The following is a 20,952-nucleotide window of genomic DNA, read 5'->3' as shown; positions in this document are numbered from 1 at the left end:
GTCATCATAGTCATGATTAATGGACATAGAAAAAGCACATGATGCTCATGTGCTTATAAATGATGCTGTTGTAGTTTATGCCCAATTTATCGATTATGTGCCTTGGGCGTTGAAAATTACATCCAGCGTAGCTGGGGCAGCAAGCAGAGTAGAGCGATACGATAGTCTCGTGTATTTCAGGAAGCGAGCTGGAACGATGACATCGGTCTCTCCAGCGGTAATCGTTGATCCGTTTGTATCGACATAGTAGTGAGTGCCGTCAGCGCTGACCTCGACGCGGGTCGTAATCGATCCGCCTTGACGATTGTATACAAAGAAGGAGTAAACCCCGAGCACGCTAGTTGTGACGGCAGGCAGTGGCGTAAATGTGGTGGAGTTGGCTTGAACATTGACGGTTGTTTGCTCGACAAAGCTCTTTTGCGAGATCGAGGTGACGCTTGCCAGCGTACCGCCGCTGATGGTCGCCCCAAGAATGCTGGTAATCGTACCATTCAAGATGTTGGTGATGGTACCCGCAGACGAGAGTGACCCCGCAGTGATGGTCGCGCCAAGCACGCTAGTGATCGTGCCATCAAGGATGTTGGTGATCGTACCCGCAGATGAGAGCGAACCCGCAGTGATGGTCGCGCCAAGCACACTTGTGATGGTACCGCCAAGGATATTCGTAATCGTACCCGCAGATGAGAGCGAACCAGCGGTGATAGTCGCGCCAAGCACGCTAGTGATCGTGCCATCAAGGATGTTGGTGATGGTACCCGCAGACGAGAGTGACCCCGCGGTGATAGTCGCGCCAAGCACGCTAGTGATCGTGCCATCAAGGATGTTGGTGATCGTACCGGCAGACGAGAGCGACCCCGCAGTGATAGTCGCGCCAAGCACGCTAGTGATCGTGCCATCAAGGATATTCGTGATCGTACCGGCAGACGAGAGCGACCCCGCAGTGATAGTCGCGCCAAGCACGCTAGTGATCGTGCCATCAAGGATATTCGTGATCGTACCGGCAGACGAGAGCGACCCCGCAGTGATAGTCGCGCCAAGCACGCTAGTGATCGTGCCATCAAGGATATTCGTGATCGTACCCGCGGACGAGAGCGACCCCGCAGTGATAGTAGCACCAAGCACGCTAGTGATGGTTCCATCAAGAATATTCGTAATCGTACCCGCAGACGAGAGTGACCCCGCGGTGATAGTAGCGCCAAGCACGCTAGTGATCGTGCCATCAAGGATATTCGTGATGGTACCGGCAGACGAGAGTGACCCCGCAGTGATGGTCGCGCCAAGTACGTTAGTGATGGTTCCATCAAGGATATTCGTAATCGTACCGGCAGACGAGAGTGAACCAGCAGTGATAGTAGCACCAAGTACGCTAGTGATTGTGCCATCGAGAATGTTGGTGATGGTACCAGCGGATGAGAGTGACCCCGCAGTGATGGTCGCGCCAAGTACGCTTGAGATTGTACCGTCGAGAATATTGGTCACTGTACCTGCTGAGGTTAAGGAACCCGCAGTCAGGGTAACGCCTTGAATACTGATGTTGTCAATGGTTCCGCCGATTACAATGGTCTGCAGATTTCCATTTGAATCTGTTTGTAAGGCAATCGGGTTACCCAGACTGTCCTCTCCAAAGATTAATGTCCTTAAATTGTTTGGGTCAGATTGAAAAACACTGTAGTTAGGCAAATTTATCGATCCTCCCTTGCGATTCCAATGGTTTGATACTGATAGTAAATATCAGCTGTCGTTGCACCTTCAGGCGTGATTCGAATACGCGTCCATTTCAAAAAGCGGTTCGGCACAATGACTCCCATCGACCCCGCAGAGATTCGTTCTGTCGCATCCTTCATGTAATCCTTGCCGTTCGGGCTTATTTCCAAGGTTACGATCATATCGTTAACGCCTCGATTAACGACAGCATAGGTGAAGACCGTAGCGATGGACGTATCCTGAGCAGGCATTACACGCTCACTGCGCAAGGTCACATCGGGAAAGTGCTGCTCCTTAAATATCGTTTCTGTCCGCGAAACGACTTTGATATGGTTGACACAGCATTCTGGATCAGGAGTTGGCGGACAGTGGGGAGGACAATGGCGTGAATGATGATGCTCGTGATGTGATCTCATGCAAGGCTTTGAAGGAGCCCTTGGCCTGCTGTCATGCTGCTTGCTGGTACGCTCGTGATGGGACTTATGCGACTTGCAGCAGGAGCGCCTTTTCTTTTTTGGCGCACAGCTTAGCTTGGCGAATGGCTCATTTGGAGTGTGTTTGGAGAAAGAAGAGCTGGAACGATGACGAGAAGATAGCCGCTTTAACGTATCGAGGGGCACAACTCCAAAACAGATATATCGTTTGCGACCGCGACGGTCGAAAGCCCGAACCTTTATCGTACCGATGGGAGAGTGGGATTTGGATGAAAAACGAGCAGAACGAGGCGATTTGTCTGTCATTCTGCTTGTCTGATGTGCAGTAGGATTTCGTTTGTGCGATTTCTTCGGTTTCGTTACAATGATAAGGAGCTTGTTCGCTGCAGAGGAAGGATGATGCTGGCTTGATGTCCTCTTGGAAGCCTGCGAGGAACGATCCCCTTGCTGCGTTTGAGCTTGAGATACAGAGGCTTTATTTCTGGTTGCGGCATGCTCTTTATCGGTTAGATAAATGTTAGGGCTAGTCGATCGATCTCTGGAACGGCCGCGGGAAGCTGGAGATGTGCTGCTTTTGTTCACAATCATCCCGCCTTTCCTTACCAGAATTCGTTAACATTATGATATGTTGGTGATTGACGAAGTGCATGGGATGTATGCCCAGATCAGTCTTGAAATGATGCTAGAATCTAGAGGAGGGGGACAAACATGCCTCATTTGCTGTTTAGAGGAGTGGAAGCGGAGAAGCTGGCTCAGATCAGTCGTCCATTGGTGGAGGAGCTGGCGTTAATATGCTCCTGCGGAACGGATAATTTCACATTAGAATGCTTGGCCACGACAGGAGTTTGGAATGGCGAGCTTGTGCCTTCATTTCCATTTGTCGAGGTGTCGTGGTTTGAGCGTGGAGATGATGTCCGTGATCGTTTTGCCGAAGCGGTTGACCGCATGATGAAGTCATTAGGGATTCCGGAGGCAGAGGTCGCTTTTCGTACCTATGAAGAAAAGGCATACTATATAGACGGCGTACGCTTTGATCGGTATAAAGCATAACCATGCGATGCATTAAGGACCCTCAGTCTACATAGGCGAGGGTTTTTTGTTGTTTGGGATTGTCCATTTTCCCAATAAATGATATTTTTAAATTCTGGAAAATCACCCGTTTTCCCGTTAGACCATGCAGCACGCGCTGCCGCACTGTTCAAAGTTCGACTTCAGCAGCCTAACGATATTGTTTAACTGATGATAGTAGGCACGCCATCTATATTTACATGGGAGGGACATATGTTAGCAGCATTACTTCATGGATTTGTATTGGCCTTTGGGCTGATCCTTCCTCTTGGCGCACAAAATGTATTTGTATTCAACCAAGGCGCTTCGCAACCTAATCTTAAAAAAGCGCTTCCTGTCGTTCTCACCGCATCATTATGCGATACATGGCTTATTCTATTAGCAGTGCTGGGCGTATCGGTCCTTGTGCTTACGGTTCCGATGCTGAAGACCATCATTTTTTCGGTGGGTATCCTCTTTTTACTGTACATGGGGTGGTCGATCTGGAAGAGCGATCCTGCGAATTTGAGTCAAAAGGAAGCGGCTATGCCGATAAAGAAGCAAATCATGTTTGCGCTGTCGGTATCCTTGCTTAATCCCCATGCCATCTTAGACACCATTGGGGTTATAGGAACAAGCTCGCTCAGCTACGCTGGCAATGAGAAAGTGATGTTTGCAGGTGCTTGTATCGTGACCTCTTGGCTTTGGTTTTTGGGGCTTGCTATTGCAGGCAAGCTAATCGGCAATCTTGATCAAGAAGGCAAGCTTCTCGGCCTGATTAATAAATGCTCGGCAGTTATGATCTGGGGGGTAACCGTCTATCTGATCGTGCAGCTGATCGAAGCCATTTAAACAAATGAAAGACCTCAAGGCGCTTAGGCTTTGAGGTCTTCTTCTATTCAATGATATGATGGAATCAATACAACTCTTATTGGATTAACGAAAGAGGGAGGTGCATGCATGGAGCTGATTGCGATGATCTCCATGCTGATCGATCATATCGGGGTTACCTTTTTCCCAGAACAGGACAGCTTTCGAATTATCGGCCGACTGGCCTTTCCGATCTATGCCTTTGCTTTAGTGCGCGGATATCAGTATACACGCTCTCACAAGCATTATGTCCTGCGGCTTCTCCTGATAGCGCTCCTTGCACAGCTTCCCTACATGCTCCTATTTGAAACATGGGACATGAATGTTGTCTTTACGCTTAGCCTATCCTTGGCTTGTCTTGTTTTTGTCGATCGATACAAGAAAATAGACCCTATGATAGCCATCTTGATTCTTGTATGTGCTTGTATCGTTGCAGATCTGCTGCCATTCGAATACGGGGCCTATGGTGTACTGCTCGTTCATGCCTATCGTTTCTTCACAGGATGGCTGTTGATCGCGGCACACCTTGCTTTAAATGGCTTAGAGCTTATGATGGGGGTTCCATTGCAAATATACAGCCTGATTCCGACTTTGTTTATCGCTTGGTCTTCCGGTGCTTGGAACAGCAAGAGATGGGTGGCAGGATGGATATGGAGAACCTTTTACCCTATTCATCTACTCGTATTGGCAGTAGTGGTCTACTTCCTTCGCTAGTCTCCCGTAACGTGATGATTCTGCTTACGACACGGCATTGCGTGATCTAGGCCGGAAGGCGATAGACGCAGCATACAGAAACATAAGTGCAGCAAGGCTTAAGCCGGTATAGAAAACGGTTGGCACCGGGCTATTCTTCACGGCAATCCCGATATAAGCCCATGCAAAGACAAGTACATAGACATAATCCCGATAAAGACCGCCGACGATCCATGCGAGCAGCGTCCCAATCCCTAACATGGCGATCGTCCACAGCTCAGAACTAATGCCAAAGCCATCCCACTTCGATGCATACAGAACGACGCTTGCATTAACGATCGTAGCAACGCTGACCCAGCCCAGGTAAACTTGGAAGGGCAGCTGTAGACAAAGCTTATCGCTGGTGGTTGGCCTGGATATGGCTGCGACACGCTTGTAAATCAAGCTTAAGCTGAGTAGAAGACCGGCCATTGCAAGCAGAGAAAGCCACACTTGCGAATATAGGTAGTGCCACAGCACGATCCACAGCATATTGAATAAGCAGCTGCAAACAAATAAAGGGCCAATAAGCTGTGCCTTATCGTGATGCCGGGGCAGCATGTGATAGATAGCAAATACGAGGAGCAGCAAATAGATGAGTCCCCATATTCCAAACGTGTAGGGTGCAGGTGTTAGGAGCACCGGGAATAAGTCTGAAATTTCTCCTGTTGTTTTACCGTTGAAGGGGATGATATTGGCTAGCGCATTGACTGCAATGGCAGCAACTAGAAACAGCAAATTGATAAATCGCCAATTGGACTGTGTCATTGGGGCTTATCCTCCTTTTAAGTCGTTCTCTATCCGAATGAATGATTCAATATCCTCTATACCCGTTAGTTCACCAAACGATATTCCGTGTCTTCAAACGATCCTGCTCATGGAATGAACGGAAAATGCCTTACCATCTAGTATCCCCGTCATATAAAATTCTCCAAACCTAAATTTCCGATAGCGTGTCATCTCGTTGAACGTAAAAGGTGGAGAGAGACCATGATAAATCGGACTTCTCTATATCCCACGATACGGCTAAGGACTTGCGTTTATGCCAACTGTTTGCCGACTTCATCAGGTTCTGAATGGTGAATGTTGCGAGGGATTTTTCTAGCTCGTTCCTAGTTGGACAAGCAATCAAAGAGCCCTCGTTATATAATAAAGGAAAGAATTGTATGCTTAAGATATAAACACTGGTCAAGAGAGCGAAACCATTTTTTGTTATTTTATGGGGAGGTCAAACCTATGCAGAAGGTGCTTGTGTTAGGGGGAACTCGTTTTTTTGGTAAAAAACTTGTGGAGCGTCTGCTAAAGGCAGGCGTGGAAGTCACGATTGCCACAAGAGGGCAAACGAAGGATGATTTTGGCGATCGGGTCGAGCGTCTGACGATTGACCGCAATGAGAAGAGCTCCATGGAAGCCGCGATTCGAAATAAAAGTTGGGATGTCGTATACGATAATATTTGTTACAGCGCAGCAGGTGCAAAGGATGCTTGTGAGCTGTTTCGGGATAGAACGACGCATTACGTCTTTACGTCCACGCTGTCCGTCTATGAATGTGGAACGATTGCACATCCTGAGGAGAATTTTGATCCGTATACCTATCCGATTCCTGACGAGGTTGGCGAGGTCGGCTATGGCGAGGGCAAGAGATTGGCCGAGGCGGTCTTTTTCCAAAAAGCTTCGTTCCCGGTGACGGCAGTAAGGTTCCCTATTGTGCTGGGCGTCGATGATTATACGAAGCGGCTTCATTTCCATGTGGAGCGCATTGCAGCAGGACAAGGCATCGAGGTCCCGAACCTCCAAGCACGGCTTTCCTTCATCACCTCCGATGAGGCAGCGGATTTCTTGTACGGGGTAGGAGAGAAGCGCGTACAAGGACCGATCAATGCTTGCTCAGACGGCGTAGTGTCCTTGCAGGAGATTGTAGAAATGATTGAGAAAGAATTGGATAAAAAAGCCGTGATTGTCGCTTCCACCGAAGATGATCAAGAGGGATCAGATCCAGCAAAGTCTCCATTTGGCCTTCCTGGTGATTGGGGGATGGATACATCGAAGGCGAAGAAATATGGTCTTACATTCAAGCCGATACATGAATGGTATCCTGCACTTGTTCATCATCTTGCATTGGAACTGAAGGAGAAGGGAGCTTAAGTCAGGGATAATAGGCAAGGGCATAGCATGCGCTTGAGGTAAACGTCATGAACAAACGAATCGCTATAGCCATCGGTGTTGTTTTGGGACTTGTCATTATCGTGAATATTTTGTTTCTTATCATTTATTTTTATATTGCTCAATTAGAAGTCTAGGGGAAGAGGCGTTCACGATATTCATCATGTTCTAAAAGGGTATGACGGCCAATAAAATAAGGATGATCAAGAGCCCTGCAAGGATTGAGCATTGCGTTCAAACCACTGCAGGGCTTTTTGGCAAAAAAAAGAATTGACGAATGAATTCTTAATTCCTATAATACCAATTAAATAACTAGGATTTATATGAAAAAGACGGGGTGAATGTCCATGAAAGAGCAGTCGTGGTTGTCGCTGCAGGATTGGAGTGTATATGGAAGCTGGGGAATGGCTATCGTCCTTACGGTCGTATTATGGTTCCTCGCTAAGAAGAAGGTAGGATTCGGCACGCGAGTGCTGCTGGCGATGGCATTCGGCTTTGCGATTGGGGCGATATTCGGGGAATCCTCCGCTGATATCGGTATTGTCGGCTCTATCTATGTCAGCCTGATCAAGATGGTCGTTATGCCTCTTGTATTCTCGACGATCATTACAAGCATTACCTCGGTTCCAAATATGAATGTGTTGAAGAAGCTTGGGACGAAGACGATTGCGATCTTCTTGATTACGACCGCAATCGCTGCCACGATCGGCATTGGCGTCGCCGTTGTTGTAGATCCGGGTTCCGGCATTGCACACAACAGTGAAGTATCCCAGAGCTTTGAGGCTCGCGAGATTCCAAGCTTTAAGGAAGTGCTGCTCGATCTTGTGCCATCGAATCCGGTCAGTGAGATGGCGGAAGGCAAGGTCGTTCCTGTTATCATCTTTGCCTTCTTTATTGCTATTGCGATTATTTGGGAAGGCGGCCGCCATCCAGAACGAGTGGAGCCGTTAAAGAACTTCTTCCAGTCTCTTTCCCATGTGATGTTCCGTGTGACGAAGCTTGTGATTCGCCTGACACCATACGGTGTACTTGGACTGATGACGGCGATGTCCGCACGTTATGGGCTCGAGACGCTTAAGGAATTGGCATGGTTCATCGCAGCAGTGTATATCGCTTGCTTTATCCATATGTTCATTACGTACAGCGCTTTGCTATCGTTCGTTGCTCGCGTGAATCCGCTGCGCTTCTTCAAGAAGGCATATCCAACCATTGCGGTTGCCTTCACGACACGAAGCAGCTATGCGACGCTTCCTGTGAATCTCGAGGTGATCACGAAGCGGATGAAGGTATCAGAGCGGGTAGCCTCTTTTGTAGCGCCGCTTGGTGCAACGATCAATATGAACGGCTGCGGGATCTATCCAGCCATAGTGGCGGTATTCGTGGCGAAGGTGTTCGGCATCGATCTCGGCGTTACCGATTACCTCTTGATTATCGCGGTAGCTACGCTTGCTTCCATCGGCGTGGCAGGCGTTCCGGGGCCAGCCTCCATCTCGACGACTGTCGTACTCGTTCAGGCTGGACTTCCGCTTGAAGGCTTTGCATTGGTGCTGGGTATCGATGCGATCGTAGATATGGCGCGCACAGCGGTTAATGCAACGGGGACAACGGTAGCGTCGGTTCTTGTTGGCAACAGCGAGGGCGAGTTCGACCGAAAGGCGTTCAACGAAGCTCCGGATGAGGATATTGCGATCGGTTCAGATCGTGATTCCGGCAAGGGCGCAACGGTTCAAGCTTAATCGCATATCGACGTCGAACGTAGTATGAGGTCCAAGAGGGATGTGCAATCCTTCTTGGACCTTTGTTGCTTCTATAAGAAAGCATGCATCTCTTCGTCCAACTAATCAAACCACTCTCTTATCCCGCATGTAAATGATGCAAGGCCTTGTGAAGATTGGAAAGAGTGTGGCTCGCCTCCGTCTATTAGGATCATGCCGTTATTTTTGATATAGTAGGAGGCGAGAATGTTAACGGGGAGTAAAGATTATGGAGAAAAAGCAACAATGGCCCGTTGTTTATCTGGTCTATGGGGCAGCCTTCTTTTTGCTCAAGCTTCTGTTTGTGAATCTGCAGCTGTTTGACGGACTAAAGATCGGCGGAATACTAAGCGATTTTGGCATTCTGCTGGTGCTGCTGCTTCTTGGATGGATGCTTCGCGTGCCGCTGAAGGGCTATTATATCGGATTGAGTATCCTGCTCTCCTTTATATGGCTTGCAACCCTGATGTACAACGATTATTACGGAAGTATTGTTACGACAGATGCGCTTAATCAGGCAGGACAGCTTGGCGAGGTGCAGTCGAGTGTATTTGCACTCTTTCATTGGAGCTACTTGCTGCTGATCGTGGATATTGTGATTGTATGCTTTATAAAATGGAAGCGCCCGCGTTCTAGCTGGAAGGTGAGCGGCGTGACTGTGATCGTTGCTCTTGCCTTAACCGTGCCGATTGTCTGGAATATCAACACCCATCAGAGCATTCTAAACGAGCGTGCGCAAGCACAGCAGATGGGGGTGCTTGGCTATCAACTGCAGCATATCTTCGTCAATGACTCCGAGCTTGAGCCTCTTTCGGCAGAGGCGGCTGTAGGCGAGCTTCAACAGCTGAAGGCACCGGCTGCATCTCCGCTTCAATACCATGGTGTGGCGAAGAACAGCAATGTCATCGTGATTCAAGTGGAAGCCATGCAGCGTTTCCCGGTAGGCCTTAAGCTTGAGGGAATCGAAGTTACGCCGAATCTAAATGCGCTAATGAAGGAAAGCTTGTTCTTCAACCATGTTTACCAGCAGATCGGTAAGGGGAATACGTCCGATGCGGAGTTTATGATGAACACTTCGATCTATCCAACCGGACATACGCCGATGGCTGAATATGTGAGCGGCAGCACGGTACCCAGTCTGCCTAGAGTTCTGAAGGAGAGCGGGTATGAATCCGTAACCTTCCATACCAATGATGTCACGTTCTGGAGCCGGGACAAGATGTACCCGGCGCTTGGCTTCGACCGCTATTACGACAAGTCCTTTTTTGGAACAGAGGATACGATTGCCTTCGCTGCATCTGATGAGGTTCTGTTCGATAAGAGCTTCGAGGTGCTGAAGGAGATGTCGGATAAGGGACAGAAGTTCTATGCCAATATCATTACGATGTCCAGTCACCATCCATTTGAGATTCCTGCGGAGAAGGTGCAGCTTGAGCTTCCAGCCTCCATCAAGGATACGTCTGTTGGGAAATATCTGAATGCGATTCATTACGCAGACTTTGCCATTGGGGAGTTCATTAAAGATCTGAAGGAAGCAGGAATGTGGGAGAATACCACCTTGCTGATTTATGGTGATCATTACGGACTTCAACTTCCTCAGCCAGCTGACCGCGCAGCGATCACGGAGGTGCTGGGACGAGAATATGATGACAAGCTGGATGCCTTTAATATCCCATTCTTCCTACATGCACCTGGAGTAAAGGCGGGGACGATGGATATCGTGGGCGGTCAGGTCGACTTTATGCCGACAGTGCTGAATTTGCTTGGCGTAGCTGATCAAGCTGGGCCTATGTTCGGTGAAGACCTTCTCAATCATAAGACGAACCTGATCGGGAATCGCTTCTATGCGCCATCAGGTACCTTTATGAACCATGAAGTGCTTTATGTGCCGGGAGCAGATTTCGCAAGCGGAACCGCGAAGCGGGTAGAGGATCATGCTCCGGTCGATCCAACACCTTATCAGGCAGACTATGAAAAGGTATTGAAGCTTATGGAGTTGTCAGACCGTTATATTTATACGGTGGTGAAGGGTTCGAAGTAAAGGATGCCTTTCTACCAATGTCCGGATTAAGCTAGTTCCGTTTTCCTTTAAAAATAAAATTGTACAGACGAGCATACGGTGGACAACGGTAATGGATACAGCAGTACGGTAATTAGACCGCAGGAAGGGTACGTAAAGCGTGCCGCCTGCGGTTTTTTTCTAAAGACGTTGTTTATCTTTCGAATCTCGGTAGGACTATTCAAATGGATGTGGAATGGAATGAGAATAAGAGCGCATGCAGCAGCATCCATTAAGAAGTACAGGCTGTTTAATTGTTGACAGTCCATTGAGTCGGAGTATGAGGGTGGAAGATGTCAAATCGAGAAAAGGTGGCGAACAATCGTGACAGAGGAGCATGTTGTAAAGAAGAACGATGAGGGAGAGGGCAATCCTCACTGGCGTATTACGTATGAGGATGTTGAAGGAGCAGAGCTTCGCTCAGGCATAAATGGTGCAGCACTCCATCTAGGGCAGGACGCTGCAAGCCGCAAGCCTATTGCACGCTATAATCCGCTACAAGACTACGAAGGCGACTTCACGATTAGCTTTTGGGTGAGCGGAGAACAGCTTCAAGGCCTTGGTGCACGCAGCTATGGGTTGGTATCTGCGCTTTCCTGGGATCAAGAGCACGTGAGAGGCTGGGAGATTGGGGTTCAGTCCAACGGCTCCTGGTATTGGAAGGCAAGCGACGCGGAGCTTTACAGCTACGAACCGACTTGGGAGCGCCAGCCGCTTCGAGATGGAGATTGGCATCATCTGAGTATGACTTATGCTGCACAGCATGAGGAAGTAAGACTTTACTACGACGGCGTCTCGGTCGCCACTTACAGTGTTCCTTTGCTTCGTCATTCACACCGGATTGATGTTATCGATATACCTGATTCAAATGTAGCTTCCACTAAAGAAGCATGGCATCAAGCAGCTACGATGTGGATTGGAGGAAAGCCTTACAGGACGGCCGATGGTGAGGAAGCACTTGAGCGTGAGGCGTTCCCAGGTTCCATCGATGAGCTGTGGATGGAGAACCGCGTGCTATCGGCTTCCGAGATAGAGTCGCAATATAGACGTCATCAGCATGCTTTGTCTCCAGCAAGGGCAGCACAGGTTAACCGTATGGTTGCGAGGTTGACTAACGATGATGCCGCTCATCAGCGGCTCAATCACGAGGGCACGATCAAGGTCATGACATTCAACATCTGGAACGGCGGACGTGAGATGGGAGCAGAGATGGGGGTGGCGCGCGTGATTGACGTCATTCGAGACAGTGGGGCAGACATTATAGCGATGCAGGAAACCTACGGGTCAGGGCCTATTATAGCTGACGCGCTTGGTTACTACTTTTATTTGCGAAGCTCGAACCTCTCCATTATGAGCCGCTATCCGATGGAAGAGACATACCCCTTCTATGAGCCTTTTCACTGCGGTGGGGTAAAAATTCAGCTGTCAGAAGGCAAATATGTCAATGTATTCTCCATCTGGCTTCATTATCTGGCTGACTATTGGGGAGAACTGTTTCGAGAGAAGGATGTAGCGCTTGAGCACATGCTTGAAGGTGAAGCGGAGCGCATAAAGGAGCTTAATGCCATCATGAAGGCGCTGGAGCCGCTGGCTGCACGCTCCAACGAGGAGCCGCTTCTGCTATGCGGCGACTTTAACAGCAGCTCTCATCTGGATTGGATCGAGGAGACCAGAGATCTGCATAATGGCTATACATTCCCGTTCCCGCAATCGATCGCACTGCATGAAGCGGGATACCGGGATACGTATCGAGAGGTGCATCAAGACCCTGCACTTGATCCATGCATCACCTGGCCAGCGTGGGAGCCGGAGGACTGTATCGGTGATCGCATCGACTTTATTTATGCTTATGGCGACCGTATACAGGTAAAGCAGGCCGACTATATTCGCTCACATGCGGTTCGTTATCCTTCCGATCATGCTGCGGTTATTGTGCAGTTGAAGCTGAGTGAGTCATTTTTTAAATAAACGGACGTATTTCTCCTAATGAAAGCGGTATGGCAGGCAGACGTTGCTTGCGATACCGCTTTTTTTACGGATCAAGGATAGGAAAAATAATCCATACCACAATCACTTGCAATGTAGACTCGAGTTCAGGTTCACGTTAATACATGCAGTTAATTTTTTATCAAATATGTGGCAATTCTAGCAGCTCATCCAAGCAATCTTGCCACTGATCCGTTCATTCTCACCTTCTACTAGGATTAGCTCAGTCATCCTCCTATACAAGGGCCCGCCCGGGTTCTAGGTGAAGTCTAGTCTATTATCCGTTATAATAGAGTCTCACTCGATTCATAGATTTGAGTTAGAAGGATAATAGGAAGGATGAGTAGGATGAAGCATCGCCGTACTGCGACCATGCTGCTACTCTTAGCGCTTAGCTCTGTTCTGGTCCTTGGCGGATGTGGAACGGATGCAGCGAAGGAGAAAGGCAGCGAAACCACACAAACAGGAGAGATCGACCCGGCCCTTGCACCGAAAGATGATGCAACTACGGGAGAAGAGGCGAACGACCCTGTAACTTCCATGCAAACGGAAAATGCTCTTGCTCAAACGGTAGAACAACAAAATGGCAAGGCGATCGTCAACAATGCAGAATCCATGCTGGTAGTCGTCAACAAGGAGCGTTCCCTGCCTGATGGATATGAACCCCCTGATCTTGTTGAACCAAACGTGAAGTTCTCGTTCAGCGAGGAGCATGAGAAGCGCCATATGCGTAAAGAGGCGGCAGAAGCGCTGGAGAAGCTCTTTGCGAACGCCGAGGAGAATAATATTGAACTTAATGCCGTTTCCGGCTATCGTTCTTACAAGCGTCAGCAGTCGCTGTACAACTATTATGTGGATACGCAAGGGGAAGAATATGCTTCCCGTGTCAGCGCCGTTCCAGGTACAAGCGAGCATCAGACTGGCCTAGCGATCGACGTGTCGAGCCCTAGTGTTGGCAATGTGCTGGAAGAGGTGTTTGGCGGCTCAGTCGAAGGAAAATGGCTTGCCGAGCATGCCCATGAATTTGGCTTTATTATTCGTTATCCGCAGGATGGGGAGGCCATCACGGGCTATCTCTATGAACCATGGCATATCCGGTATGTTGGTGTAGAGGCGGCCACCGCTATTTATAATCAAAAAACAACGCTGGAACAGTTTCTTCAGGAATAATCAATTAACGATTACGTAAGCTAAGCTTATCATTCTAGCAGACTGCTTGCTTTGCGCTGCATGGTACAGTCTGTTGCATACTTTTATTTCGTGAGCGATTCTATTCACGTCATCAGCCTGTTGTATGACCATCAGGATTCGAACGACTGTGTGAGGTGCTCAGCACTTTTAAAGGAGGAGTCGTTGGTGGCATTAGGTGCGCGAGTGCTAAAGACAGGTATGGCGGTTGCGATGACCATCTATCTATGCATGCTGTTCAAGCAGGATTCACCGGTTATTGCGGCGGTCGCAGCCATCTTTGCTATGCAGCCATCCATATACCGCTCATGGCGTTATTTTCTTGACCAGCTTCAAGCCAATACCTTTGGGGCCATGATTGCTCTAGGCGCAGGCATGGTGCTGTCGAACGAGCCGATCATGATCGGAATTATCTGTATCCTGGTCATTATGCTTAGTCTGAAAATGAAAATGGAAGACACGATCGGACTGACGCTCGTTACCGTTATTGCCGTCATGGAGGCTTCTGGACAATGGGATTATGCGCTGCTGCGCTTTGCTCAGATTCTGATTGGGATTGGATCGGCCTGCTTTATCAATGTCATTTTCCTGCCGCCTAATCCAAAAAAACAGTTCATTCAGCAGATTGAGGCTGTGTTCAATCAGATGTCTCTTCTGCTGCGGACAAGCATCTCGGATGAGATGACGGAGGCCGCTTTTCATCAGGAGAAGCGGGAACTCGAGAAGAGCATGCAGTCGCTTGCAGACAAGTTCAAGCTGTTTGAGGAAGAGATCAAGAAGCTTAAGCGGGCGAAGTTCAGCCGAACACGGCATGTCGTGGTCTACAAGCAGCTGCTTTATACCCTTCAGCGAGGGATGGAAGTGTTGGATTCCATTGAGAATCATTATTTTCAATCTATTCGTGGAGAAGGCATAGACCACAAGTTCGACGAACACCTGGAGCACTTGATCCGTGTTCATGAGCACGTCCTGTTGAAGTTTGAGGATAAGGTTAAAAAGGATACTGAGATCATTGAACATTTAATGGAGCGGAATGAGGAGTTTCTTGAGACGATGATGAAGGCATGCATTAACGGCGATGACAGCTCTCATCGCTTGGCCATTGTTGTGGCAGCGTGCTATGAATACGGCTTGCAAATTCAGCGGCTTGATCGGCTGGCTGGACATGCGAATCCGGTACCAGAAAAAGAAAATGCATGAGAAAATCTCTTTCGCGGCCATTCAGAAAGGAGCGCCAGATGGAATGCGGTTTCCGTCTATGGCGAACATATCTTAAATAAAATGGCAAAGAAAGAGGAGTCCAAATGACGGGTTGTACCGTTGGACTCCTCTTTTTGTTGAGAGCTGCGTAGTCTCTACGACTAGACAACACTCTAATCATGATAATCGGGGCGTGTCAATGAGGGCCTCATTGTGTTCCCGAATCATGTCTGATGACATCAAGCAAAGTTCATATTTGAGACTTACTCGATGTCGATATTATCATGTGCAGCATGGCGCGGGATTATACATATCAGTGCAAAAAATAAAGGAAAATGGGTTGAACCTGTCTCAACAGCCTATTTGGCTTCCTGCTCTGTTGACGAAGGCTCCATATCAATCGTGAAGGCATCTCCATCAATCCATTCCTGCTGATTGTAGTTCAAGATTTCTTTGCGGAGCTCAAGCATCTTGCGATCCAGCATATCGACAGCCTTGGCGGCATCAGTAAGCTCATGAACGACATGGGAAGGCACCTGCTGCTCATATTTGTAGAATATAATATGCTCCATGCTGGCCCAGAAATCCATCGCCAGCGTTCGAAGCTGGACCTCGACGTAAATCCATCGGACGTCTTCGAACAGGACAAGCGGCACTTGAACAATCACGTGCACACTTTGATACCCGTTAGACTTTGGGTTCTCAATGTAATCTTTGATCTCTACGATGCGGAGATCGTCTCTTGTTTTGAGATGATCCAGAATCGCGTAAATGTCCTTTACGAATGCACACACAATTCGCATGCCGGCAATGTCATAAATTTTGTTGACGATCGTATCCAGATTAACCGGCAGCCCTTTGCGTTCGCACTTGCTGACAATGCTCTTAGGCTCCTTTAATCTTGTCTTTATATGCTCAATAGGAGAATATCCATTGCGGATCTTCCATTCCGAACGAATGACTTTAATCTTGGTCTCAAGCTCCTCCAAAGCAAGCTGGTACAGCATTGGAAGCTGTTTTACTTGTTCATGGGGAGTGCTCATCATATCAGACTTGGTCATATCAGTCCTCCTAGCGGTCGAATTGCAGGCTTGAGACAAGCCTTCCTTTTTATTGTAAAGAATCCACGTTCGAAGATCAAAGAGAATAAAGGACTTCTTTAAACTTCTATGATGAAAATACTGCTAATTCTGCCATGCCTCTACTAAGAAGCGGCTTATTTCCTGCTTCTCTCCATGAACGATGACGGGGGAGCTAATATAGAGCAGCTCGCGAGCACGCGTAACCCCGACATAGAGCAAACGCCGTTCTTCCTCTAGCAGCTGAAGCTTGATATCTTCCTCTTTTGGCTTCGTGTCTGCTCGTGAAGCAAAAAGAGACTTTTCCATCTGATCAGGCGTTATCGCCGCCTTGCGGTCAGCCGGAGGCTTCTCACGCAGCGAAGTTCGATGGGGCAGCAGCTCCTCTGTAATCCCGAGCAAAAAAACAATCGGAAATTCCAATCCTTTTGCTCGATGAATGGTCATTAAGGTGAGCTTGTCTTCATCATCTTCCTGTGCTGCAAGCCCGTTTTGAGAAGAGCGATTAGGGGTTGCCCCTGCATTTCGATCCGTCGCTTGGTGACTGGCACTTGAATGCTGCGCTTCATGCCGCGCTTTAAGCTCATCAATATGCTTAATAAAGGCTTCAACCGTATCAAAGCGCTTGGCTGAGCTTTCAAGCTCTTCCAATAGTTCGGCCGATGCGTCCTGATAAGCGGAGCTGTCTTGCGTGCTGGCCGCCTGCGTGAACTTATCATAGAACTCGCGGCGCATATCCTTCACCGCAATCTCGGGCTTCATGCCGGCAAGCTTCTTGATATAACGAATCCTTGGCTTTACCGCTTCCTGCTGGAAGGAAGCAATTCCTTGACAGGTGGCGAGATGAACCAATGGATACTTTTTGGACCGTTCTTTTTCCTTCCGCTGAATATAGGCAAGGCCGCTGTCTCTAGAGATATACAGGCAGGCGACGGCGCTTGCCAGAGATTCTTGCTCTCTAGGATTTATGGAGAGCCGCAAATGGTCGATGAGCGGCTTGACGATGCTGTGATCATAGAACAGCGGTTCCCGGCCAAGCTGTTCGTAAGGAATGCCCTTCATCGTCAACTGCTCAATCATAGCGCGGCTTGCGCTTTGACTGCGATAAAGCAGGGCTATATCGCGGTAGGCATAGCCCATGCGGCGTCGCTTCTCGATCTCATCTATGATGAGCATCGCTTCTTCTTCAGCGTCGGTTGGACGCAGATAATAGGGCTCAGCCTGCTTAGAATCAATGTAGGCGCGATTCTTCACTGCCTGCATCGTCTTAGGCAGACGGTCTTTATTGTGCTTGATTATAGCATTGCCAAGCCCGACGATAGGTGGAAGAGAACGGAAATTCATATCGAGCGTGACACGAATCGCTTCGGGATAACGCTTTTGGAATGTTGTAATATAACGGTGATCTGCACCGTTAAAGGTATAGATCGTCTGATCATCATCGCCAAAGACGGCGAGATTGCGGTGTGCGCCTATAATCTTCTCAAGCATAGCGATTTGAACAGGTGTGCAGTCCTGAAATTCATCGACCATCACATATTGAAAGCGTCGGGACAGCTTAGCGACGAGTGCTGCATCTTCGTTAAATAGCTGCAGCGTATCCAGCAGCAGATCATCGAAGTCTTTCAGCCCTCGTTCATGCTTCTGTTCCTCGAAGCGAAGCATAGCACGTCTTAGCTCCCGTTCCTGAGAGGTCTTCGGGTGCCAATCCTGCGGCAGCTCCGACCTCGACTTTAGGGCAGAAAGTGAGGCGAGAACAGTTTCTGCCTCAAAGAGATCGTGCAGGTTCAGCTCTCTTAGCACTCGCTTCATAAAGCCATATCGCCCCTGTTCTTCCGCAAACAGGGTAAACGGCTTGGCGTATGCCTGAAGCAGGCGAAGCGCGAAGGAGTGGAACGTACGGGCCTGAATGCGCTTAGCCATATAAGGCGTTACGCCCGGCAGGCGGCAAAGCCGTTCGCGAATTTCGGCAGCGGCTTTATTCGTAAAGGTGACCAGCCATAGCGATTCAGGCGCAATCTCGCGAACGGCCATGAGATAGGCTGCACGTGCAGTCAGGACCGACGTCTTGCCTGAGCCAGCGCCGGCAAGACAGAGAAGCGGCCCTGTTCCGTGCCTTACGGCCTCGCGCTGGGCTTCATGAAGAGCCAGCCCTTGCTCTTCCATCGCTTGAAAGAACCACTGATCCGAAGCCGCGCTCTCTTTTCCAGCTGACGAGGATTCGACCCGAGAAGGAGAGTCGACGGATATCCATGCGGACGTAGGCGCTGTTTGATCAGTGCTCATCCCTTGGGGGCGGTGGCTCCATGCTTTGGCTGAAGCGCTGGTTGTGGATTTCATATTCATAATCTCCTTGTCTATCCATAAACGTTCAACATTCGCCGTTAACCATTTGTTTGCGACGAATTTCAACAGATTGCACGTCTTAGGGTTTGATCCTGTGCACTTGACGGTATATGCTTAAAGAACAGAGTCTAATGGTTATCCCATGGAATGTGTCGTGTTAAAGACATGATGAAAAATGGTGAAAAATTTCGCAACTTGCGATCTTTACCAACGTACATGAATAGGGACTCTTTATGATAGTCGCTTTATTTCAAGAATATTTTTGAGGGCAGGGTGAGCTTGTGCTCACTTAATTGGACACATCATTTGCCTAGAACCCGCATATTTTGTCCATATAGAAGTCTATACGTTTCAATGTCACAAGATCAAGTGTAAAGGGTAATAACGCAGCATGTCTTTTATGAGGTGATGCAGTTGGGGAAGGGAGTAAGCTTTATGAATCGTTTTTTGGATAAGGTTAAGCAAGGAGCATCCAAGGCGTCTGAAAAAGCACAGATCGTCGTGGAGCTGAATCGTATTCAATCTCAAATTGAAAGTCGGCGCAAGGATTGGGAGCAGAATGCCTATGAAATCGGCTGTATGGCCTATAACGCATATAAAGATCAAAAGATGGAGTCTTTGTCTGAGCAAATGGCTGAGCTTGCGGTGTTGAACCTTAAGCTTGAGGAAGAGATTGAGGTGCTCGAATGGAAACGCTGTGAGCTTCGCCATGAGAAGCGCTGTGAGAAGTGCGGCGAAATTTCCGCATGGATCTCTAATTTCTGTTCGAACTGCGGAGAGAAGCTGCCAGAGGCTCCTGAACATATGCGTGACGCCGGGTCATTTGCTTCGGCTACGGGCGAAGCAAAGCGTAAACGCGGCTCCAACGACGGATATATTACACTTAATCCGACGCCAAGCAGTTCGCGGATCACTCCATCTGATCTGAAGCTGGATGTTCACGGAGAAGCAGTCCCTTGGGGGCAGGACGACTCTCCTTCAAACCATTCGAATATGGAGATTCCAATGGATGAGGAAGAGGATATGTATTTCCCTCCGCGTTCTTCTAGAACAGGTGCAGGCAATCATCAGCAAGAGCAGGTAGATGGGCCTCATGTCCATATTGGCGCAAGGCCGGTGACAACAACGATTCCTGCTGATCAGAAGCCATGCGCAGGATGTGGAACGCTTGCGCCGTATGATGCAAAGTGGTGCGAGCGCTGCGGAGCTCCATTTATTTAACAGCTGTTATGTTCATGGAACAGGGTTCATGCCTTTAACAGGCGAATGTCATTAAATACCAGCAACCGATCCTTGCAAGTATCCGTAGTGAGTAGCATATGGTTGAATAGGATTACTTTCTATGGCTTGGGGATAGTAATCACCATAAGCATCAGAGCCGATAACGGACAAATGTGATAAGGAGAAGGATAGAATGGTAGAATGCATCGTGTATTTTGAAGTGCATGATCGTGATGGTGAGATTCACAAGCTGCGCGGATTGGTCATGCTCGAAGAAGGACGGAAGCCTACTACAGCGGAAGTTCAGGAGATGTTGACCATGATGGGTTACGAAACTCGTATTGCCGACGAAGCGCATTATGAGTTCGAGCCTGTATTATCTTCATCCGTTTTTGAACACATTGTAGTAAAGAAGTTCGATGCAGGAGAAGAAACGTTTACGCCAGATCCCATGGCCAAAGCTCTAGCTGAAAGCATGATGGAGAAGAATCGGCGTTCCATATAATTGAATAACGGGAATTGTAAAAGACCGTTCCGAGGAGTGCCATTAGGCATCTTGCTAGGAACGGTCTTTTTGACCTGATAAAAACTATAAAATTGCTTCTAATGGTAATAACGATAACTTCTAATCGCGTTAACACATCTATGAAGGACTTCGAAGACGTATTTCACATCATTAGCGGCTTGCTTGAGCTTCTTCCAGTTGAGAAGTACAGTTCGGGCAGCGTGTTGCTTCAAGGGCAATCTCGGTAATGCAATAAGGGCAAGTTTTGGTTGTTGGCTCTTCCTTAACTTCTTCCACGTTCTTCTTGCGATGCACGGTATTGATTACTTTTACAAGGATGAATACACAAAATGCAACGAGAATAAAGTCGATTACAGTATTAATAAAAGATCCATAGGCAAGGACAGGAACGCCATTGGCGGTTGCATCCGCCAAGCTGATTGGCTCTGTGCTTCCATCCAAACGGATGACGAGATCCTTGAAGTCCATGCCTCCAATAAGGGCACCGATCGGTGGCATGATGACATCATTAACGATGGATGTCACAATTTTGTTGAAGGCTCCGCCGATAATGACACCGACCGCAAGATCAATGACATTACCGCGCATTGCGAAGTCTTTAAATTCTTGTACGAATGATTTTACTTTAGATTCTCCCATGGGA

The 20,952-nt window shown here is 48.4% G+C and carries 18 protein-coding genes; 12 read left to right on the top strand and 6 right to left on the bottom strand.

Annotated elements, in window-relative coordinates:
* Positions 1-93 precede the first annotated feature (93 nt).
* Positions 94-1,203: a DUF6385 domain-containing protein gene (locus I2H74_RS25165; RefSeq protein ID WP_324254070.1), complete on the bottom strand. Its 1,110-nt coding sequence runs from the start codon at positions 1,201-1,203 to the stop codon at positions 94-96.
* A 61-nt stretch (positions 1,204-1,264) separates the two neighbouring features.
* On the opposite strand from I2H74_RS25165, the gene I2H74_RS24655 reads away from it, so the two are divergent.
* On the top strand, positions 1,265-1,525 hold the full coding sequence (locus I2H74_RS24655; RefSeq protein WP_229106655.1) for a hypothetical protein: 261 nt from the start codon (positions 1,265-1,267) through the stop codon (positions 1,523-1,525).
* Between the two features lie 157 nt (positions 1,526-1,682).
* Here I2H74_RS24655 and I2H74_RS25160 read toward each other — a convergent pair whose 3' ends face one another.
* Positions 1,683-2,720 (bottom strand): DUF6385 domain-containing protein, encoded by a 1,038-nt coding sequence (locus I2H74_RS25160; protein WP_324254069.1) that lies wholly within the window; start codon positions 2,718-2,720, stop codon positions 1,683-1,685.
* 126 nt (positions 2,721-2,846) lie between these two features.
* On the opposite strand from I2H74_RS25160, the gene I2H74_RS13565 reads away from it, so the two are divergent.
* The 3 genes from I2H74_RS13565 (at position 2,847) to I2H74_RS13555 (ending at position 4,769) form a co-directional block, all read left to right on the top strand.
* Positions 2,847-3,188, top strand: coding sequence for a DUF1904 family protein (locus I2H74_RS13565; protein ID WP_195574516.1), 342 nt, complete (start codon positions 2,847-2,849; stop codon positions 3,186-3,188).
* A gap of 231 nt (positions 3,189-3,419) precedes the next feature.
* The gene (locus I2H74_RS13560) at positions 3,420-4,037 is read left to right on the top strand and encodes a LysE/ArgO family amino acid transporter (RefSeq protein ID WP_195574515.1); all 618 of its coding nucleotides are present in this window, start codon (positions 3,420-3,422) and stop codon (positions 4,035-4,037) included.
* A 108-nt stretch (positions 4,038-4,145) separates the two neighbouring features.
* The gene (locus tag I2H74_RS13555) at positions 4,146-4,769 is read left to right on the top strand and encodes a TraX family protein (RefSeq protein ID WP_195574514.1); all 624 of its coding nucleotides are present in this window, start codon (positions 4,146-4,148) and stop codon (positions 4,767-4,769) included.
* A 24-nt stretch (positions 4,770-4,793) separates the two neighbouring features.
* On the opposite strand, the gene I2H74_RS13550 is transcribed toward I2H74_RS13555, so the two are convergent.
* Positions 4,794-5,555, bottom strand: coding sequence for a tryptophan-rich sensory protein (locus tag I2H74_RS13550; protein WP_195574513.1), 762 nt, complete (start codon positions 5,553-5,555; stop codon positions 4,794-4,796).
* A 468-nt stretch (positions 5,556-6,023) separates the two neighbouring features.
* Here I2H74_RS13550 and I2H74_RS13545 point away from each other — a divergent pair, with 468 nt between their 5' ends.
* The 6 genes from I2H74_RS13545 (at position 6,024) to I2H74_RS13520 (ending at position 15,137) form a co-directional block, all read left to right on the top strand.
* Entirely contained in the window at positions 6,024-6,932 is a 909-nt protein-coding gene (locus I2H74_RS13545; RefSeq protein ID WP_195574512.1) for an NAD-dependent epimerase/dehydratase family protein, read from the top strand.
* A gap of 365 nt (positions 6,933-7,297) precedes the next feature.
* Entirely contained in the window at positions 7,298-8,686 is a 1,389-nt protein-coding gene (locus tag I2H74_RS13540) for a dicarboxylate/amino acid:cation symporter (protein ID WP_195574511.1), read from the top strand.
* Positions 8,687-8,933: 247 nt separating this feature from the next.
* Complete coding sequence (locus I2H74_RS13535; protein ID WP_195574510.1) at positions 8,934-10,745, top strand: LTA synthase family protein; 1,812 nt, start codon at positions 8,934-8,936, stop codon at positions 10,743-10,745.
* 342 nt (positions 10,746-11,087) lie between these two features.
* Positions 11,088-12,731, top strand: coding sequence for an endonuclease/exonuclease/phosphatase family protein (locus I2H74_RS25155; RefSeq protein WP_195574509.1), 1,644 nt, complete (start codon positions 11,088-11,090; stop codon positions 12,729-12,731).
* A 366-nt stretch (positions 12,732-13,097) separates the two neighbouring features.
* Positions 13,098-13,919 (top strand): M15 family metallopeptidase, encoded by an 822-nt coding sequence (locus I2H74_RS13525; RefSeq protein WP_229106654.1) that lies wholly within the window; start codon positions 13,098-13,100, stop codon positions 13,917-13,919.
* Positions 13,920-14,105: 186 nt separating this feature from the next.
* Positions 14,106-15,137, top strand: a complete 1,032-nt coding sequence (locus I2H74_RS13520; RefSeq protein ID WP_195574507.1) for an FUSC family protein — start codon at positions 14,106-14,108, stop codon at positions 15,135-15,137.
* A 359-nt stretch (positions 15,138-15,496) separates the two neighbouring features.
* Here the strand turns inward: I2H74_RS13520 and I2H74_RS13515 are convergent, their stop codons facing one another.
* Positions 15,497-16,198: a GTP pyrophosphokinase gene (locus I2H74_RS13515; protein ID WP_195574506.1), complete on the bottom strand. Its 702-nt coding sequence runs from the start codon at positions 16,196-16,198 to the stop codon at positions 15,497-15,499.
* 123 nt (positions 16,199-16,321) lie between these two features.
* Positions 16,322-18,556 (bottom strand): ATP-dependent helicase, encoded by a 2,235-nt coding sequence (locus I2H74_RS13510; RefSeq protein ID WP_195574505.1) that lies wholly within the window; start codon positions 18,554-18,556, stop codon positions 16,322-16,324.
* A 441-nt stretch (positions 18,557-18,997) separates the two neighbouring features.
* Between I2H74_RS13510 and I2H74_RS13505 the strand changes: the two genes are divergently transcribed.
* On the top strand, positions 18,998-19,783 hold the full coding sequence (locus tag I2H74_RS13505) for a zinc ribbon domain-containing protein (protein WP_195574504.1): 786 nt from the start codon (positions 18,998-19,000) through the stop codon (positions 19,781-19,783).
* A gap of 193 nt (positions 19,784-19,976) precedes the next feature.
* Positions 19,977-20,288, top strand: coding sequence for a dipeptidyl aminopeptidase (locus tag I2H74_RS13500; protein ID WP_195574503.1), 312 nt, complete (start codon positions 19,977-19,979; stop codon positions 20,286-20,288).
* Between the two features lie 171 nt (positions 20,289-20,459).
* Here I2H74_RS13500 and mscL read toward each other — a convergent pair whose 3' ends face one another.
* Positions 20,460-20,948, bottom strand: a complete 489-nt coding sequence (mscL, locus tag I2H74_RS13495; protein ID WP_195574502.1) for a large conductance mechanosensitive channel protein MscL — start codon at positions 20,946-20,948, stop codon at positions 20,460-20,462.
* Positions 20,949-20,952: the final 4 nt, after the last annotated feature.

The sequence above is a fragment of the Paenibacillus sp. 1001270B_150601_E10 genome, assembly GCF_015558675.1.
In the GTDB taxonomy this organism is placed as follows: domain Bacteria; phylum Bacillota; class Bacilli; order Paenibacillales; family Paenibacillaceae; genus Paenibacillus_B.
This window is presented reverse-complemented; position numbering and strand designations above follow the sequence as displayed.

What these genes read in the sequence shown, in the direction of transcription:
- I2H74_RS13540 (WP_195574511.1), top strand. Translation starts at nt 7,298, where the DNA reads ATGAAAGAGCAGTCGTGGTTGTCGCTGCAGGATTGGAGTGTATATGGA.
- I2H74_RS13545 (WP_195574512.1), top strand. Translation starts at nt 6,024, where the DNA reads ATGCAGAAGGTGCTTGTGTTAGGGGGAACTCGTTTTTTTGGTAAAAAA.
- I2H74_RS13515 (WP_195574506.1), bottom strand. Translation starts at nt 16,198, where the DNA reads ATGACCAAGTCTGATATGATGAGCACTCCCCATGAACAAGTAAAACAG.
- I2H74_RS13510 (WP_195574505.1), bottom strand. Translation starts at nt 18,556, where the DNA reads ATGAAATCCACAACCAGCGCTTCAGCCAAAGCATGGAGCCACCGCCCC.
- I2H74_RS13505 (WP_195574504.1), top strand. Translation starts at nt 18,998, where the DNA reads ATGAATCGTTTTTTGGATAAGGTTAAGCAAGGAGCATCCAAGGCGTCT.
- I2H74_RS13555 (WP_195574514.1), top strand. Translation starts at nt 4,146, where the DNA reads ATGGAGCTGATTGCGATGATCTCCATGCTGATCGATCATATCGGGGTT.
- I2H74_RS13560 (WP_195574515.1), top strand. Translation starts at nt 3,420, where the DNA reads ATGTTAGCAGCATTACTTCATGGATTTGTATTGGCCTTTGGGCTGATC.
- I2H74_RS13565 (WP_195574516.1), top strand. Translation starts at nt 2,847, where the DNA reads ATGCCTCATTTGCTGTTTAGAGGAGTGGAAGCGGAGAAGCTGGCTCAG.
- mscL (WP_195574502.1), bottom strand. Translation starts at nt 20,948, where the DNA reads ATGGGAGAATCTAAAGTAAAATCATTCGTACAAGAATTTAAAGACTTC.
- I2H74_RS13500 (WP_195574503.1), top strand. Translation starts at nt 19,977, where the DNA reads ATGGTAGAATGCATCGTGTATTTTGAAGTGCATGATCGTGATGGTGAG.
- I2H74_RS13550 (WP_195574513.1), bottom strand. Translation starts at nt 5,555, where the DNA reads ATGACACAGTCCAATTGGCGATTTATCAATTTGCTGTTTCTAGTTGCT.
- I2H74_RS13525 (WP_229106654.1), top strand. Translation starts at nt 13,098, where the DNA reads ATGAAGCATCGCCGTACTGCGACCATGCTGCTACTCTTAGCGCTTAGC.
- I2H74_RS13535 (WP_195574510.1), top strand. Translation starts at nt 8,934, where the DNA reads ATGGAGAAAAAGCAACAATGGCCCGTTGTTTATCTGGTCTATGGGGCA.